Source organism: Streptomyces sp. NPDC093586, from assembly GCF_044764905.1.
Taxonomy (GTDB): domain Bacteria; phylum Actinomycetota; class Actinomycetes; order Streptomycetales; family Streptomycetaceae; genus Streptomyces.
In genome coordinates this window covers 17,249-32,416 of sequence record NZ_JBIWJA010000033.1, presented here as the reverse complement: position 1 = coordinate 32,416, position 15,168 = coordinate 17,249, and the positions used below count along the sequence as shown (strand labels likewise).

At 72.1% G+C, this 15,168-nt stretch carries 16 protein-coding genes and 1 pseudogene; 5 read left to right on the top strand and 12 right to left on the bottom strand.

Annotated elements, in window-relative coordinates; genetic code table 11:
* Positions 1–80: 80 nt before the first annotated feature.
* The 5 genes from ACIRFH_RS27860 to ACIRFH_RS27840 are packed head-to-tail and all read right to left on the bottom strand — an operon-like array spanning position 81 to position 3,957.
* A complete protein-coding gene (locus ACIRFH_RS27860; protein ID WP_403526409.1) occupies positions 81–1,430 on the bottom strand; it encodes a cytochrome P450 in 1,350 nt (449 codons plus the stop codon).
* A 14-nt stretch (positions 1,431–1,444) separates the two neighbouring features.
* Complete coding sequence (locus ACIRFH_RS27855; protein WP_403526406.1) at positions 1,445–2,038, bottom strand: GTP-binding protein; 594 nt, start codon at positions 2,036–2,038, stop codon at positions 1,445–1,447.
* A complete protein-coding gene (locus tag ACIRFH_RS27850; RefSeq protein ID WP_403526403.1) occupies positions 2,013–2,390 on the bottom strand; it encodes a DUF742 domain-containing protein in 378 nt (125 codons plus the stop codon). The genes ACIRFH_RS27855 and ACIRFH_RS27850 overlap by 26 nt, the downstream gene beginning before the upstream one ends.
* Positions 2,387–2,788 (bottom strand): roadblock/LC7 domain-containing protein, encoded by a 402-nt coding sequence (locus ACIRFH_RS27845; RefSeq protein ID WP_403526400.1) that lies wholly within the window; start codon positions 2,786–2,788, stop codon positions 2,387–2,389. The genes ACIRFH_RS27850 and ACIRFH_RS27845 overlap by 4 nt, the downstream gene beginning before the upstream one ends.
* Complete coding sequence (locus ACIRFH_RS27840; RefSeq protein WP_403526397.1) at positions 2,785–3,957, bottom strand: sensor histidine kinase; 1,173 nt, start codon at positions 3,955–3,957, stop codon at positions 2,785–2,787. The genes ACIRFH_RS27845 and ACIRFH_RS27840 overlap by 4 nt, the downstream gene beginning before the upstream one ends.
* A 449-nt stretch (positions 3,958–4,406) precedes the next feature.
* Between ACIRFH_RS27840 and ACIRFH_RS27835 the strand changes: the two genes are divergently transcribed.
* The 3 genes from ACIRFH_RS27835 (at position 4,407) to ACIRFH_RS27825 (ending at position 7,182) form a co-directional block, all read left to right on the top strand.
* Positions 4,407–5,243, top strand: coding sequence for an ABC transporter ATP-binding protein (locus ACIRFH_RS27835; protein ID WP_403526394.1), 837 nt, complete (start codon positions 4,407–4,409; stop codon positions 5,241–5,243).
* 348 nt (positions 5,244–5,591) lie between these two features.
* Positions 5,592–6,011 carry a hypothetical protein gene (locus ACIRFH_RS27830; protein ID WP_403526391.1) on the top strand — a complete coding sequence of 140 codons (420 nt, stop codon included), beginning with the start codon at positions 5,592–5,594 and terminating at the stop codon, positions 6,009–6,011.
* Positions 6,012–6,216: 205 nt separating this feature from the next.
* A complete protein-coding gene (locus ACIRFH_RS27825) occupies positions 6,217–7,182 on the top strand; it encodes a YihY/virulence factor BrkB family protein (RefSeq protein ID WP_403526388.1) in 966 nt (321 codons plus the stop codon).
* Between the two features lie 27 nt (positions 7,183–7,209).
* Here ACIRFH_RS27825 and ACIRFH_RS27820 read toward each other — a convergent pair whose 3' ends face one another.
* The 4 genes from ACIRFH_RS27820 to ACIRFH_RS27805 all read right to left on the bottom strand — a co-directional run bounded on the left by ACIRFH_RS27820 (position 7,210) and on the right by ACIRFH_RS27805 (position 10,123).
* Positions 7,210–8,085 carry an oxygenase MpaB family protein gene (locus tag ACIRFH_RS27820; RefSeq protein WP_403526385.1) on the bottom strand — a complete coding sequence of 292 codons (876 nt, stop codon included), beginning with the start codon at positions 8,083–8,085 and terminating at the stop codon, positions 7,210–7,212.
* Between the two features lie 100 nt (positions 8,086–8,185).
* Positions 8,186–8,551, bottom strand: coding sequence for a transglycosylase family protein (locus tag ACIRFH_RS27815; protein ID WP_403526382.1), 366 nt, complete (start codon positions 8,549–8,551; stop codon positions 8,186–8,188).
* Positions 8,552–8,680: 129 nt separating this feature from the next.
* Positions 8,681–9,217 (bottom strand): cysteine hydrolase family protein, encoded by a 537-nt coding sequence (locus ACIRFH_RS27810; protein WP_403526379.1) that lies wholly within the window; start codon positions 9,215–9,217, stop codon positions 8,681–8,683.
* A gap of 72 nt (positions 9,218–9,289) precedes the next feature.
* The gene (locus ACIRFH_RS27805) at positions 9,290–10,123 is read right to left on the bottom strand and encodes a restriction endonuclease (protein WP_403526376.1); all 834 of its coding nucleotides are present in this window, start codon (positions 10,121–10,123) and stop codon (positions 9,290–9,292) included.
* 165 nt (positions 10,124–10,288) lie between these two features.
* Here ACIRFH_RS27805 and ACIRFH_RS27800 point away from each other — a divergent pair, with 165 nt between their 5' ends.
* Positions 10,289–11,365 (top strand): nitrous oxide reductase family maturation protein NosD, encoded by a 1,077-nt coding sequence (locus ACIRFH_RS27800; RefSeq protein ID WP_403526373.1) that lies wholly within the window; start codon positions 10,289–10,291, stop codon positions 11,363–11,365.
* A 49-nt stretch (positions 11,366–11,414) separates the two neighbouring features.
* On the top strand, positions 11,415–12,446 hold the full coding sequence (locus ACIRFH_RS27795) for a methyltransferase (RefSeq protein WP_403526370.1): 1,032 nt from the start codon (positions 11,415–11,417) through the stop codon (positions 12,444–12,446).
* Positions 12,447–12,526: 80 nt separating this feature from the next.
* On the opposite strand, the gene ACIRFH_RS27790 is transcribed toward ACIRFH_RS27795, so the two are convergent.
* The 3 genes and pseudogenes from ACIRFH_RS27790 to ACIRFH_RS27780 form a co-directional block, all read right to left on the bottom strand.
* Positions 12,527–13,681: a SchA/CurD-like domain-containing protein gene (locus ACIRFH_RS27790; protein WP_403526368.1), complete on the bottom strand. Its 1,155-nt coding sequence runs from the start codon at positions 13,679–13,681 to the stop codon at positions 12,527–12,529.
* Positions 13,682–13,826: 145 nt separating this feature from the next.
* Entirely contained in the window at positions 13,827–14,549 is a 723-nt protein-coding gene (locus ACIRFH_RS27785; RefSeq protein WP_403526365.1) for a class F sortase, read from the bottom strand.
* A 106-nt stretch (positions 14,550–14,655) separates the two neighbouring features.
* Positions 14,656–15,168 (bottom strand): annotated as a pseudogene (locus ACIRFH_RS27780) (hypothetical protein); the annotation flags it as partial.

The following is a 15,168-nucleotide window of genomic DNA, read 5'->3' as shown; positions in this document are numbered from 1 at the left end:
AGCAACTTGAGCCGCGTGCTCACTACCCGTGCCGTTGAACGTTTATGCGAAAGCGGCAGGTTGGGCGGGTGTTGCGGATGTCACCGTGTGAGCCAGTTGAGGAACTGGCTCCACATGCCTCCGCGTTCGGGCGTACGCGCCGGCCCGGCCGTGGCCTCCCGCGCGGCTGCCGCAGGAGCGCTCCGGTGCTCGGAGCGCCGGCCCGACGGCACCGGGGTGAAGCGGGCCGGAAGGGTGGTCAGAGCCCGGTTGAAGGGGCCCGGGCGCCAGGTCAGGCTGTCCTCGGGGACGGCGAGTCCGACGTCGGGCAGTTCGTTGAACAGGTTCTCGATGGCGGTGACGGTGATGTGCCGGGCCGGTTCCTTGGAGGGGCAGGCGTGCGGGCCCGCGCTCCATGCCAGGTGGGCGCGGTTGCTGCCGGCCTGGCGGGCGGCCTGGAGGGCGGGCCCGGTGTTGGCCGCGGCGAAGCTGACCAGCACCAGGTCGCCCGACTGCAGGCGCTGTCCCGCGAGTTCGACGTCGGCGGCCGGGTAGTGCGGCGCGTAGTTCGACATGGGAGGGTTCTCCCACAGCGTGTCGTCGAGGGCCTCGTCGATCAGACCGCCCTCGCGCGCGTACCGCTCATGGGTGAGCAGCCGGTGCAGGGTGTTGCCGATGAGGTTGCGCAGCGGCTCCGCGCCGGCACCCAGCAGCAAGGCCAGCTGGTGGACCATCTCCTGGTCGCTGAGGCCCGCCTGGTGCCGCATCAGCCAGGAGGTGACATCGTCGCCCGGCTTGCCGCGCTTGAGCGCGACGAGCTCGCCCACGGCCTGGAACAGCACCTCGGTGGCCTTCTCCGCGTTGACCCCGTCGAACATGCCGGAGATGCCGAACAGCACCCGGTCGCCGATGTCGGCGGGGCAGCCGAAGAGTTCGTTGAACACGAACAGCGGCAACTGCTTGGCGTAGTCACCGAGCAGGTCGGCCGAACCCCGGGCCCCGAACTGGGAGATGAGGTAACCGGAGATCTGCTCGGTGCTCCGGGTCAGCCGGCGGGTGTCCACGCGCGCCATGCTGTCGGTGACGGCCTGCCGCAGCCGCAGGTGGTCGGCGCCGTCGGCGAACATGCAGTTGTTCCGGTGGGCGAGCAGCGGGACGACCGGGCTGTCCGGACTCACCTTGCCCTCGTTGAAGGCCCGCCAGCGGCGCGCGTCCTTGCGGAAGGTCCCGGAGTCCTGCAGCAGCTGCAGGGCGGCCGCGTAGTCGGTGACGAGCGTCGCCTCCACGCCGGGGGCGAGTTCGACGGGCGCGGCGGCCCCGTAGTGGCGCAGGTACTCGTAGTACGCCTGGGGGGCGGCGGCGAACTCCGGGCCGTACAGCGGCACCCGGCCGCCGGAGCCGTGGGCAGGGCACCCGGGCGGGGGCGCCGGGGCCGTGTCGTGAGCGTCCATGTTGCTCTCAGTTCCTAGCGGGTGTGGTCCAGCAAGTAGCGGACCAGAGTGGTCAGTGCGGCGGCCGAGGACCTCTCGTCGCGGGCGTCGCAGGTGACGACGGGGGTGTCGTCGAGCAGGTCCAGGGCCTCGCGCAGCGCCGCCTCGTCGCGCAGCGGGGCGCCGTCGAAGTGGTTGACGGCGATGGCGTACTCGAGTCCGTACTGCTCGATGAGGTCGATCACGGGGAAGGAGTCCGCCAGCCGTTCGGGGTCGACCAGCACCAGGGCACCGAGCGCGCCACGGGCCATGTCCTCCCACATCTGGACGAAGCGCTGCTGGCCGGGTGTGCCGAAGAGGTAGAGGACGACGCGGTCGCTGATGGTCAGACGGCCGAAGTCCATGGCGACCGTGGTGGTGGTCTTGCCCTGGACCCCCTTGAGGTCGTCGACCGACTCGGCGGCCTGTGTCATCGTCTCCTCGGTGGACAGGGGCTCGATCTCGGAGATGGACCCGATGAGGGTGGTCTTGCCCACGGCGAAGTGCCCGACGACGAGGATCTTGACCGCGGTCTGGGTCGCTCCGCCGCGGACGTAGGCCCGCTCATCCAAACTTGGCGCGGAGACCATTGAGCACCTCTTCCAGGATTTCCTTGTCCGCGAGGCGGGCGCGGGCCACCGGCGGGCGGGTCATGAGGTAGCCGCCCTCCATGAGGGAGGCCAGCAGGATCCGCACCACGCCCAGCGGAAGGTGGCTGTGCCCGGCGATCTCGGCGACCGAGAGGTAGCCGGCGGAACAGAGGTCGAGCAGGTTCTGCTCCTCGGGGGACAGCCTGGTCGGCCGCTGCGCGTGGTCGGCGGACGCGGTGACCAGGGTGATGAGGGAGAGCTGCTCGTCGTCGGGCAGGCCGCGGCCCTTGGTGATGACGTACGGCCGGACTAATTCCGCGGTTTCCGGCTCCCAGCCGTCGGGGCCGGTCATGAGCGGGTACCGAGGTTCTCGCGCGGCGGTGTCGTCAGCCGCTTGCCGAGCTGGGCGACGAGCTGCTGCATGCGGAAGGTGATGTCCGCCATGTCGACGTCGGGCGAGGCGGAGACACCGAGGTAGGCGCCCTCACCGGCGGAGATCAGGAACACCCAGCCGCCGTCGAACTCGACCAGGGTCTGCCGCCACGCCTGGTGCGGGTCCTCGCAGAAGAAGGCGAGCGTCCGGCTGAGCGACTGCACGCCGCTCATCGCTGCGGCGACCCGGTCCGCGTCGTCCTTGTCGAAGTCCTGCGTCCGGGCCATCAGCAGTCCGTCGGCGGATATCAGGACCGCGTGCAGGGCCCCGGGAATCTCCAGGGCGCTGTCGAGCATCCATGACAGATCGTCGTTCACGAGAATCCATGTCCTTCGCTGCTTGCACCAGGTGTTCTGCTCGTCCGGTCCGCGTCCTGTGGCCGGTCGGCGCGGCCGGACCGCGTGCCGCGCTGGAAGGCACCCATGATCTGTGCCTGCTCGGATTCGGAGCGGCCGGCGGGACGTGGGGCCGGGGTGTTGCCGGGCACGATGGCCATCGGCCGCTTGCGGCGCCGCCGGGGAAGTCCGTCACTGGTCCGGGACGGGGTGAGCGCGGCTTCCGGACCGCCGTCCAGGACCGGCCGGGCCGTGCCCGCGGCGGCCGGGGCCGGTGCCTTCTTCTCCGGCATGGCGGTGAGCAGTTCGTGCGGCAGCAGGACGACCGCGCGTACGCCCCCGTAGGGAGAGGAGGAGTCCACCGACACCTCGAAACCGAAGCGTTCGCACAGCAGGCCGATGACCGCGAAGCCGAACTGCGGGGGGTTGCCGAGCCCCGCCACGCCCGAGGCGCGCTCACTGGAGAGCAGCTTCTCGGCGCGGGTGCGCTCCTCGTCGCTCATACCGACACCGGCGTCGTCGACGACGATGCAGATGCCCTTGGGCACGGTGCGGATGTTGATCTCGACGACGGTGTCCGGGCTGGAGTAGCTGGTGGCGTTGTCGAGGAGTTCGGCGAGGGCCAGGGCGACGGGTTCGACGGCCCGGCTGGTGATGCCGAAGTCGACCTGGGAGAGGATCTCCACCCGCCGGAAGTGCCGGATCCGGCCCTGGGCGCTGCGGACTACGTCGTACACGGACGCGGTGTCGCGCCGGCCGCCCAGCCAGCCGTCGCACAGGACGGCGATGGACTGCGCGCGCCGGCCGAACTGCGAGTTGGTGTGGTCGATCTCCAGCAGGTCCTGCAGCAGGGCGGAGTCGCCGTACTTGGTCTGGAGCCGGGTGAGGACCAGCTGCTGTTCGGCGGCCAGGCCCTGGAGGGTGCGCATGGCGGACTTCAGAACGGTCTTCGTCTCGTCCTCGGCCCGCTCCTGGGCCGCCTGCACGGACTTCCCGTAATCGTTCTCCAGCTGCGTGTAGTGGTCCTTCAGACCCTGCACTTCCTGCCGCAGCGCTCGGGCCGCCCCGCGCTGACGGCTGATGAGCACGGCGGCGGCGACGAGGGCGACGAGAAGGACCCACACCAGTGGGTTCCCTGTGTATTCCGTCATAAGACTCTCTTCAGGCGAGTGACGGCTTGCTGAATTCCCGTCCGTGCGGGCGGCGCGGCGGACCGCCCGCACCGGGTTGCCGCCCGGGCCGTCCCTGAAGTCGGGGATGCCGTCTTTCACCCATCCACCGCTCCGCAAACGCGGTGATCGTATCACCGACTGATCTTGTGAATTCACGTCAAGAAGTGTGTGGAGAAGAGCTGTTGGGGATCGACATGGATCGTTCCGCACGTGGTGGACACGGTCGGCCGCGGGGCTGCCGCCCGTCACCGCGACGGTGTCCGACGCCCCCGGCCTCGCCCCCGGTTCCGTCAGCGGCGCCGTCGGCTACCGCGAGGAACCGCGCGGCCGGCCCCGCGTGTCCATGAACCGGACGCCCCGGCAAGAGCGTGGTGAATGCACCTACCGTGCACGGTGAACGACGGCGTCGCGAGTGGAGGAGCTCCTGTATGGTCCGGCAGACAACGCAGTCCCAGGTGAACGGTCACAAGGCCGCCGTGCTTCTCCTCGAGGACGTGAGCGTGCGCCGCCACACGACGGACCAGCTGATCCTCGACGGGATCGACTGGACGGTCCGGCCGGGAGAGCACTGGGCCCTGCTGGGCGCCAACGGGGCCGGGAAGACCACCCTGCTGCGGCTGCTCGGCGCCCTGATGCACCCCACGACCGGAAGCGTGGAGGTCCTGGGCAGCCGGCTCGGCCGGGTGGACGTCCGGGAGCTGAGGGCCCGCATCGGCCACGTCACCTCGGCCCAGCGGGTGCCACAGGACCTCAGCGCCCACACGGTCGTGCTCACCGGGCACAGCGGCACGGTACAGCCGCTGTGGCGGACGTACGACGAGGAGGTCCGGCTCCGCGCCCACGACCTGCTGACGGAGCTGGGCATCAAGGAGCTGGCGGACCGGCCGTACGGCGTCTGTTCCGGCGGACAGCGGGCGCGCGTCCTGATCGCCAGGGCGCTGATGGCCGATCCCGCGCTGCTGCTCCTGGACGAACCGTTCAACGCCCTGGACCTGCCCTCCCGCGAGGACCTCGTGGAGGCCATGCACCAACTGGCCGAGGGCCGCCCGCACCTGGCCACCGTCACGGTCACCCATCACCTGGAGGAGTTGTTCCCGGCCGTCAGTCACGCCCTGCTGCTGCGGGAGGGCCGGGTCCTGTCCCGGGGGCCCGTGGAGACGGTGCTGACCGACTCCCTGCTGACGGCCTGCTTCGGCCGCGACATCACGGTGACCCGGCGCGACGGCCGCTGGTCGGCCTACTCGGGCCGACGCGCCCCCGCGTAGGACCGGACGGGTTCCGCGTCGCGGAAGCACCCCGTTCACCGGCGTCGACACCGCTGCCGATCCTCTGGATCGGGCCCCGGGGCGAGCACGGCGACGGCGGCCGCTTCCGGCTCGTCCCGGACACCGCCGACCACGAGCAGCCGACGGTCCGCCGGCTCCTGCGCCGTCTCGCGGGCGCCCGCGGCCACCAGGTGGTCGCCGGTATGCCGGAGCAGGTCGCCCACGGCCCGCCGCGGCCCGCCGCGCGCCCGGGCACGCCGGGCGCTGCCGCCGGGGGGCAGTCCCTCGGCGGACGGGCCTGGAGCCCTCTCCCGGCGCTTCCCGTGACGGCTGCTAGGTTCACCCGTCATGCATCCAGAGGTGTTCGACATGCGGTTCCGTGAACGAGGCCGGCGCGCACGGACCCTGGGCCTCGGCCTGCTGGCCGTCGCGACCCTGCTGTGGGTGTGGTGCGGCGTGCTGCTCGCCACCTCCTACGAGGTGGAACCCTCGTACGCGCGCCGTCCCGTCGAGTGCGAGTCCCGCCTCTTCACCGACGGGGGGACCGCCAACGAGGGACGGTCCAAGGATCCCTGCGGCGACGAACGGGACTGGCCCGAGGCGCTGGCCGTGCTCGGCCTCTCGGTCCCCCTGTCCGTCGCGGGCGCGGTGCTGCTCGCCTACGGGCTCCTGGGCGTGCGGATGAGCGAGCACGCGGCCGAACTGGCCCGTCTGCGGGAACTCGCCGGCCGCGAGAAGGACGGAGAGAAGGACGGAGCGGACACGTAGTCCCGTCCCCGGTGCCAGGAGGGCGGCCCCGGACGTATCGGCGTGCTGCACGTCCGGGACCGCCCGTCGGCTCCCCCGCACGTGACCGTCCTGGTCCCGGCGTGCGGGAACGGCGCTCCTCGTGCCGGCCGGCGCTGCCCGTGCTCCCACGGGGAACGCGGAGGGCGGAAGCATCCCGACCGCCCGACACGAGGAGCAGCCGACCGTGGGAACCGCCGTACACGTGCCGCAGACACGGGACATGATCGGGGACGAACTCTCCGGCGACGAAGCCCTGACCGCGTTGAGACGGTACGGGGGCCTGCGGCTGCTGACCGACTCCTTCGCCCGGTTCCGCTACGCGGACGGCTTCACCAACGCCCGGGCCCTCGCCTTCCAGGTGGTCCTCGGTCTGGTGCCGTTCACCGTCGTACTGGTGGGCCTCGCGACGTCGGTGCACACGGAGGGCGTGGGCCGGGTCGTCGAGCTCACGCTCGGCCGGATCGTCCCGGGTGCCAGTGCCGAGGTCGTGGAGGGGGCGTTCGAGGGCACCCGGCGCAGCGCCCACAGCGACGCCCGGAGCACGCTCGCGCTGTGGCTGGGCCTGGGGTTCGCGCTGCTGAATTTGGCGTCGGCCATGGGCCAGATCGAGCGGGGCGCCAACCGCATCTACGGCATCGAGCGGGACCGGCCCTTCCCCCGCAAGTACGGCAGGGCGCTCGTCCTCGCGCTCACCGCCGGGCTGCCGATGGTGCTGGGGTTCGTCGTGCTCGTCGCCGGTGAGGCCGTCGGGGACGCCGTGGCCCGGTCGACCGGCGCCCCGGGCGGCGGTGCCGGCTGGTGGGGCGCCCTCGAGGTGCCCGTGGGGCTGCTGCTGGCCTGGGTCGCCTCGGCGGTGATCCTGCGCTGGTCGCCCCGCCGCGACCAGCCGGGCTACACCTGGCTGGCCTTCGGCTCCGCGGTCCACCTGGTGCTGTGGGTCTCCGCGACGTGGCTGCTCGCGCTGTACGTCGGGCGCAGTGGCGCGTTCGGTGCCGTCTACGGGCCTCTGACCGCGTTCATCGCCCTGCTGCTGTGGGCCAACCTGACCGCGGTGGCGCTCTTCCTCGGCATCGCGTTCGCCGCCCAGTTGGAGGCGGCCCGGGCGGGCCTGCGGACGCCGGTGCGGCCGGACCCCGGGCCGGGAGCCTGAGCTCCGGTCCGTACGCGCGGCCGGGTGCTACGCCGCGTCGCGGGGCGGGGCCATCGCCCAGCGGATCCCGGCGGTCACGGCCGTGCCCAGCGGCCGTACGCAGACCGCCTCGGCCGGCGGCAGCCGCGGCAGCCGCAGGGCGCGCGAGGCCCACCGTGGCAGCAGCGAGACCGCGTTGGCGGCGATCACGCCGTACGGGAGGCGGGCGAGGAGCGGGACGGGCGGGTTCAGCAGCAGGAACCGGGCGGTGCCGCACGCCTCGTCGGTGGCGCGCAGTTCGCCGCGGTAGGCGCCCAGCCGCTCGGCGAGACCCGCCCGGTCGACGGGCGGGTCGGGCACCCCGAGCGCCGTGGCGACGCGTGCCGTGTCGGCCACGTAGGCGTCGCAGCCCTCGTCGTCCAGGGGCCGGGCACCGTAGCGCTGGTGGGCGCGCAGGAAGCTGTCGACCTCCGCGACGTGCACCCAGCACAGCAGGTGCGGGTCGGCCGCGGAGTACGTCTCCCCGGCGGCGGTGGTGCCGCGCACCCGGTCGTGGACGGCCCGCACCCGGTCGCAGGCCTCCTGGGCGCTGTCGGCCGTCCCGAAGGTGGTGACGGCCAGGAAGGTACTGGTCCGCTGCAGTCGCCCCCAAGGGTCCGAACGGAAGCCGGAGTGCGCCGACACGGCCGCCATGGCCAAGGGGTGGAGCGACTGGAGCAGCAGGGCGGACAGGCCCCCGATGAACATCGAGGCGTCGCCGTGCACCCGTCTGACGGGCCGGTCGGGACCGAACCAGCGGGGGCCGGGCGTGCCGTGGATGCGGGCCCGGTTGTCCCGGCCCTCGGGCCCCGCCACTCTGGAGAAGATCATGTCGCCGATCCGTGCGCGCGGGTCGGGAAGCCGGTCTGCCGGGGAACGCCTCATGGCTGTCGAGCCCTCCTTCGCCTGCGGGGACCGGACGGGTCTCATGAGTAGTCTGCCCAGGTCCGTCCGAAGGAGGCACCGGCGCGGCCCGTCCGCGGGGTCAGGCGCAGGTCCAGGCCGACATCCCCTGCATGCGGGCCAGGCGCTCGGCCACCTTGATCTGTTCCTTGCGGGTGGCCAGGTCCGCGCGGGGCGCGTACTTCAGGCCGCCGGCCGCCTCCCAGCTCGACTGCTTGAACTGCAGGCCGCCGTAGTGGCCGTTTCCCGTGTTCGCCTTCCAGTTGCCGCTGGACTCGCACTCGGCGATGGCGTCCCAGTCGGTCGCGCGCAGGACCGACGGCGAGGCGGCAGCCTGTGCGCCCGTGCCCAGGACGGTGGCGGCGACCAGGGCCACCAGGACGGACGGGATGCCGCGACCGGCCGAGCCGGCCCATGTGCTCGTATGAGCATGCTGTCTACAGATCATACGATGACTGTTACACCAGGTGATCGCCGGTCGCCGCGCCGACCGCGTCCGGGTTGCGCCGGACGGAGCAGCGGGACACCCCCAGCCACCGCGTGCGGCCGTACGGCCTTCCTCCGCGGGCGGAACCGCTCAGGTCCACAACTCGTCGCTGTCGCACACCCGGGCGCCCATGTTGCGCTGCATCATCCGCAGCGCGGCGTCCGCGAGGTCGGCGTGGATGTGCGCGACCGCGTCCCGCGGCACGACGACGTCGAGGTGGCGGATGTGGGCGTCGAGGGCCGAGTAGAGCACGCACTGTTCGGTCACCTGGCCGCACAGCACGAGCCGGTCGATGCCCTGCTCGTGGAGCAGGTACGTCAGCGGGGTCTCGAAGAAGACCGAGTGGCGGGCCTTGACCACGAAGAGCGAGGACTCGTCGGGCCGCAGCGGCTCGACGAGCCGGGCGTGCGGACCCGACAGGGCCTTGTCGAGGATCTCTCCGTGGTGCGAGCGCCACTCACCGAAGTTGTCGTTGACGTAGATGACGGGTACGCCCCTGTGCCGCGCCCGGCGCAACAGGCCGGCCACCACCGGCACCACGGGCTCCACGGACGGGATCAACCGGTCGGCGTCCTTGTGGTCATAGGTGTTGATCATGTCGATGACGATCAGCGCGGTCTTGCCCATGCCCTTCGGGTTTCCAGCGGAGGGCGGGCCAATGATCCCTCCGGACCGACGGCACGGCGGGGCCGTGGGACATCACCGCGACGCCCCGTCCGGCAGGCCCGTCTCCTGCTCCTGCTCCCCACAGGTCTCCGCGGCCCACGGCTCGGGCCCCGCGCCCTCGCTCCACGCGCACAGTCGCCGCCGGTCGACGCAGACTATTCCGCACCGGTCGGCGTAGTCGGCGGCGGGCGCGGTGAAGTCGCTGGTGGTGACGAGGATCGCGACGTCGGCCTCATGGACGGTGAAGCAGGTGCCGCCGAAGCGCTGCAGTTCCTCGGAGCCGACCTTGTTGTCCTCTCCGTAGCGCTTGCACTGGATGACGAGGCGCCGGCCGTCGGGAGCCACCGCCAGCACGTCGGCGCCGAGGTCTCCGGCCCCGCCCACGACCTCGACCTCGGCGCATCCGTCCCGTACACAGAGGTCGGCTATCGCCCGCTCGAACTCCTCCGGGGTCAGGGCGTCGTGGTCGACGGCCTCCACCGCGGGGACCTCCACCACGGTGGGCTCCACGACGGAGGGCCGGTCGCCCGGTGCCGTCGCCGGGGCCGGCGCGGCGGGGCGCTCCGCGTCCAGCGCGTCGAGCGCCGTGGTCGTGGCCTGTTCCAGGGCGTCCGTGGTGCGGCGGGCCAGCCTCGCGGCGGAGAGGCCGGACCGCCCGCGCCGGCCGAGGACGAGAGCCGCCACCACACCGAGCGACAGGAGCACGGCCCATGCGGGACGGTGCTCGGCGACGCCGAACGCCATGCGCACCACCAGACCGACGAGGCCGAGGCCGAGGGCGGCGAGTGCGAAGAACATGGCGGTCGCGCGCAGGTCGAAGCGGCGTCCGGTGGGCAGGCGGCGTGTCCGGTGCTCGGGCGCGGTCACGGGGCGGGTCCTCCTCGGGGAGCCGATGTGAAGATCACCTGTGCGTCTGCCCTCCGGCGGACCGGCCAGTCTCGGTGAACGCGCCGTCTGCGCCGGTCACATGACACGCCGTCGGATGGCTCATCGTCCCCGCCCTCGAAACCCTTCGGGCATAACGTGCCGAATATGAAGAAATGCCATGTCGTGTACCTGGTGTGCACCGCCGCGATGGTCGGAACGGGTCTTGGAGCGGCTCCGGCAGGAGCCTTCCCGAACGTCCCCGCCGCCCCCACCGTCCACGTGGTCCACCCCGGAGAATCGATCCAGAAGGCCGTGGACGCCGCCGAGGCGGGCGACACCGTCCTCGTCACCGTCGGCACCTACCACGAGAGCGTCAGGGTGAGCACCCCCGGGATCACCCTGCGCGGTATGGGCCGGTCCACGGTCATCAAGCCGAGCACGAAGAAGGCCACCGGCATCTGCGCCGAGAACGGCAACGGCATCTGCGTGGTCGGGACGAAGGACAAGAAGGTCAAGGACGTCACCGTCGCCTCCCTGAAGGTGACCGGCTTCAGCCGCGCCGGTGTGTTCGCCATGGCCACCGACGGGCTGACCGTGCGCAACGTGACGGCCGAGAAGAACGACGTGTGGGGCATCGCCCAGGAGCGCTCGGTCCGCGGCGTCTTCCGGGACAACACCGCCCGGGACAACGGCGACGCGGGCATCTTCCTCGCCAACACGATCAAGGCCGAGGAGGGCGCCGAGGACACCCGCGGCGCGGTCGTCGAGGACAACCGGCTGGAGGGCAACCGGATCGGCGTCACCGTGCGGCGGCTGCGCAACCTCGCCGTCGCGGACAACCACGTCACCGGCAACTGCGCGGGCGTCTTCGTCGTCGGCGACGAGAACGCCCCCAAGGCCGGCGACCTCGTGGTGCGCGGCAACCACGTCGAGCGCAACAACAAGTCCTGCCCGAAGACCGAGCGCCTGCCCGCCCTGCAGGGCTCCGGCATCGTCCTGACCGGCACCGAGAAGGTCCTGGTCACGGCCAACACGGTCGAGGGCCACGTCGGCACCTCCCCGCTGTCGGGCGGCATCGTCCTGTTCAAGTCCCTCGTGGGCGTCCCCGGCGAGAAGAACGAGGTCAGCCGCAACACGCTGCGCGACAACTCCCCCGCCGACCTCGTCAGCACCGAGACCGGCGAGAACAACACGTTCAGCGGCAACTCGTGCCGGGCCTCCAGGCCCGCGGGGCTGTGCTGACCACCCGGCCCCGGCCCTGCGTGGACCGAAGAAGGAAGGAAAGCGGCACATGACGACCGCACAGACCGCCCCTCCCCCGCCGATGCGGTTGAGGGAGCTCGTGTTCGGGGCGGCATGCGCCGCCGCCCTGCGCGCGGCCGCACGCCTCGGCGTCGCCGACGCCCTGGGCGAGAGCCCCATGGCCGTGGAGGACCTCGCGGCCGCCGTGAAGACCGAGCCCCGGCCGCTGCGCCGGCTGCTGCGCGCCCTGACGTGCTACGGCGTCTTCGCCGAGCAGAAGGACGGGACGTTCGCCCACACCGACATGTCCCGGCTGCTGCGCGAGGACGACCCGCACAGCCTGCGCTACATCACCCTGTGGTGCACCGAGCCGTGGACGTGGGACGCGTGGCCCCGGCTGGACGAGGCCGTACGGACCGGCCGGAACGTCGTCGAGGACCTGTACGGCAAGGAGTTCTTCACCTACCTCAACGAGGACGCCCCCGAGTCGGCCGAGGTGTTCAACCGTGCCATGACGACGTCCAGCCGGCAGTCCGCCGAGGACGTCGCGGCCCTCCTCGACCTGTCGGGGAGCAGGTCGGTCGCGGACATCGGCGGCGGGCAGGGCCACGTGGTGGCGAGCCTGCTGGAGAAGTACCCGTCGATGCAGGGCGTTCTGCTCGACCTCCCGCGCGTCGTCGAGAACGCCGACCCGCGGCTGCGCGAGGGGGGTGCGCTCGCGGACCGCGTGCGCATCGTGCCGGGCGACTGCCGTACGGCCATCCCCGTCCAGGCCGACGTGTACATCATCAAGAACATCCTGGAGTGGGACGACGACAGCACCGCCCGCGCCCTGCGCAATGTGAAGGAGGCGGGAGGCCCCGGCGCGCGGGTCGTGGTCATCGAGAACCTCGTCGACGACTCGCCCTCGATGCGGTTCAGCACCGCGATGGACCTGCTGCTGCTCCTCAACGTCGGCGGTGCCAAGCACACCACCGACAGCATGGTCGGCCGGCTGACCGACGCGGGCCTCGTCATCGACAGCATCCGCCCGGTCAATCCCTATCTGCACGCGTTCGACTGCACCGTGCCCGTCGAGTAGGCCGACCGCAGGCCCCGGCACACCGGCCGCCGGACCGCGACCTACGCGGTCCGGCGGCCGGTCCGTGTCCCGGTGCCGTCTCAGACGCCGGGTGAACGGCGGTCGGTGACGGGGGTCATCCGGGCGCCCCGGAGGGCTCGGGCCAGGTCGCTCTCCCCGACGACGGCCTCCGTGCCGGCGGAACCGTCGAGGAGGGTGGTGAGTTCGGCCGCCTGGACGGCGTCGGGCAGTCCGAGGGCGACCGCCGGGTCGCAGGCGTCGAGACCGCCGCGTACGGCGATCAGCCGGACCACGACGTCGTCGCGCTGGAAGATGGTGCTGCACAGGACCGGGCTGCGCGGGTCGTCCGCCGCCGCCTCGTCCCGCTGGGCCAGCAGCCGGGCCAGCCGCATGCCGCACCCCGGCCGGGCCGGATACGACAGCGCGTGCCGCTCCGCCTCCGGTTCCTCCTGTCCCGCCGTCACGTGGTGGACGGCCGGCAGCGCGGCCCGTGTGTAGAAGACCCGGGCCGACTCGGGGTCGCTCAGATCCCGGTCCTGCTCCAGGTACGGGTTGATGGCCTCTTCGAGGGCCCGCACCTCCGGCTGCTGGGCCACGTGCCGCAGCGCCGCGAGCAGGTCGCCGCGTACCTCGATGGCCCGCACCACCCGGTTGCCGTGCATGAACAAGGAGGTGCGCAGCAACCGTGTGGTGGCGTCGACCTGCGGCTCGGGGGCGGCGTAGTCGGCGAGGAGCTTGGCGACGGACTCCTCGCTGCCGGGCTCGACCGTGAAGGTCAGCGCGTGGCGGATCACTCCGTCGCCGACGCGGGGTGAGGTCTGCAGGCCGCCCTCACCGGCTCCGGCGCCCGGGGCGGCGCCGCCGATCTCGCGGACGACGTGGAAGCGGAGCGACCTGGTGTCCCGGACGCACCTGTGCAGCGGTCTCACCATCCGCACGTGCTCCTCGCTGCTCACCCAGTCGAGGAACGGCGGCGCGCTCTCCCACTCGCTGGTGATGAGCCACTGGGACGGGTTCTCGATGGACTGGCACAGCTGTTCGCTGACGTGCCCGGGTACGGACTCGACATGGTTGCGCAGTTGTTCGTACGTCTCGAGGAACTGCTGCTGGGCTCCGTCGTTGACGTCCACCAGCAGGACGACGCGGAGTCTGGAGCCGTCGAAGACGGACTGGGAGACACGGTGCGACACCTGTCGCGTCAGCGGTTCTGAAGCAGGGGTGGACATGATGGTCATCCTGCGCACATCTCCTTCGCGGGGGCGGTACTGAACGTCGGCCGCGGTGATGCGACGCCAGCTGTCTCGATCTTGTGCCCGCCCCCGGGAGCGCGCGAGTCGTATGAACTACGCGGGTGACCGGTGCGGACGGGGCCGGGCGGGCTCAGACGAGGTGCGCGAAGACCACCAGGTTGTCCGTGTAGTCCTTGACCTTGCGGTCGTACTCACCGGCACAGGTGATGAGCCGCACCTCCGGACGGTCCGCGTCGCCGTACACACGGCTGCTGGGGAAGGCGTCCTTGTCGAAGGTCTCCAGGCTGTCGACGACGAAGGACGCCGTGCGTCCGTCGGCCCGTTCGACCTGGAAGACGTCTCCCTGCTTCAACTGGTCGAGGCGGGCGAAGACGGCCGCGGACGTCTTGGTGTCGACGTGTCCGGCGATGATCGAGGTACCGGTCTCGCCGGGGGAGGCTCCCTTGGCGTACCAGCCGACGAGGTTGGTGTCGTCCGCGGGTGGAGCCTGGAGCTGCTTGTTCTCACCGATGGCGAGGTCGGTGAAAGGGGCGTCGACGGAGATCCCCGGGATCAGCAGGCGCACAGGCCTCGACCGGGGCAGGGCCGCCGTTCCGTCCGCGCCGGTCGGGTCGGCGGTCGGCGGGTCGTCGGCGGGCGGGTCGGCGGCGGCCGATGCCCCGCCGACCGCCGGGGCCGACGCACCGGCCCCCGGAGCGAGCGGCGGCCGGGAGGAGTCGGCCGACGTGTCGTTGCCGCCGAACAGGCTCATCGCCAGAACCAGGAGCGCGACGGCCCACAGCACCATCAGTCCTCCGCGGAAACCGGAGGAGGCCGGCGCGTCACCGGCGGGAGAGGAAGGGGGTACTGCCATCGGAAAACACCTCACTAGGCACGGCAGCGGGGTGGGGGCGGGCGGTGAGCCGGGCCGCCACGCGGTGCGCGGGTGGCGGCCCGACTGCTATCACGCCCGGCATGGCTCAGGCCGCTCCGTGAGACTTCCTGCGTCGCGCGGCGTACAGACCGGCGGCGGCCACGCCCAGGACGGCCAGCCCGCCCGCGGTCGCACCCGGCTGGGCCAGCCCGCCGCCGCCGGTGTGCATCCCGCCTCGCGGCTCGTCGCGCTCACCGCGCTCACCGCCACGCTCACCGCCACCCTCGCCGCCGCGCTCGCCGCCGCGCCAGGACTTCTCACCGCCGCCGTCGCCGCCGGAGCCGCCCCAGTCGCCCTCGTTCGACACGGTCAGCGCACCGCCACCGGTGTGCATCCCGCCTCGCGGCCCGTCGTGCTCGCCACCCTCGCCGCCACGGGACCGCTCGTCGCGCTCACCGCCCCGGGACTTCTCACCACCGTCGTCGCCGGAACCGCCCCAGTCACCCTTGTTCACCGAGGACAGCGCACCGCCACCGGTGTGCATCCCGCCTCGCGGCCCGTCGTGCTCGCCACCCTCGCCGCCACGGGACCGCTCGTCGCGCTCACCGCCCCGGGACTT

What these genes read in the sequence shown, in the direction of transcription:
- ACIRFH_RS27785 (WP_403526365.1), bottom strand. Translation starts at nt 14,549, where the DNA reads ATGGCAGTACCCCCTTCCTCTCCCGCCGGTGACGCGCCGGCCTCCTCC.
- ACIRFH_RS27860 (WP_403526409.1), bottom strand. Translation starts at nt 1,430, where the DNA reads ATGGACGCTCACGACACGGCCCCGGCGCCCCCGCCCGGGTGCCCTGCC.
- ACIRFH_RS27790 (WP_403526368.1), bottom strand. Translation starts at nt 13,681, where the DNA reads ATGACCATCATGTCCACCCCTGCTTCAGAACCGCTGACGCGACAGGTG.
- ACIRFH_RS27800 (WP_403526373.1), top strand. Translation starts at nt 10,289, where the DNA reads ATGAAGAAATGCCATGTCGTGTACCTGGTGTGCACCGCCGCGATGGTC.
- ACIRFH_RS27795 (WP_403526370.1), top strand. Translation starts at nt 11,415, where the DNA reads ATGACGACCGCACAGACCGCCCCTCCCCCGCCGATGCGGTTGAGGGAG.
- ACIRFH_RS27855 (WP_403526406.1), bottom strand. Translation starts at nt 2,038, where the DNA reads ATGGTCTCCGCGCCAAGTTTGGATGAGCGGGCCTACGTCCGCGGCGGA.
- ACIRFH_RS27835 (WP_403526394.1), top strand. Translation starts at nt 4,407, where the DNA reads ATGGTCCGGCAGACAACGCAGTCCCAGGTGAACGGTCACAAGGCCGCC.
- ACIRFH_RS27830 (WP_403526391.1), top strand. Translation starts at nt 5,592, where the DNA reads ATGCATCCAGAGGTGTTCGACATGCGGTTCCGTGAACGAGGCCGGCGC.
- ACIRFH_RS27850 (WP_403526403.1), bottom strand. Translation starts at nt 2,390, where the DNA reads ATGACCGGCCCCGACGGCTGGGAGCCGGAAACCGCGGAATTAGTCCGG.
- ACIRFH_RS27810 (WP_403526379.1), bottom strand. Translation starts at nt 9,217, where the DNA reads ATGGGCAAGACCGCGCTGATCGTCATCGACATGATCAACACCTATGAC.
- ACIRFH_RS27840 (WP_403526397.1), bottom strand. Translation starts at nt 3,957, where the DNA reads ATGACGGAATACACAGGGAACCCACTGGTGTGGGTCCTTCTCGTCGCC.
- ACIRFH_RS27815 (WP_403526382.1), bottom strand. Translation starts at nt 8,551, where the DNA reads ATGATCTGTAGACAGCATGCTCATACGAGCACATGGGCCGGCTCGGCC.
- ACIRFH_RS27820 (WP_403526385.1), bottom strand. Translation starts at nt 8,085, where the DNA reads ATGAGGCGTTCCCCGGCAGACCGGCTTCCCGACCCGCGCGCACGGATC.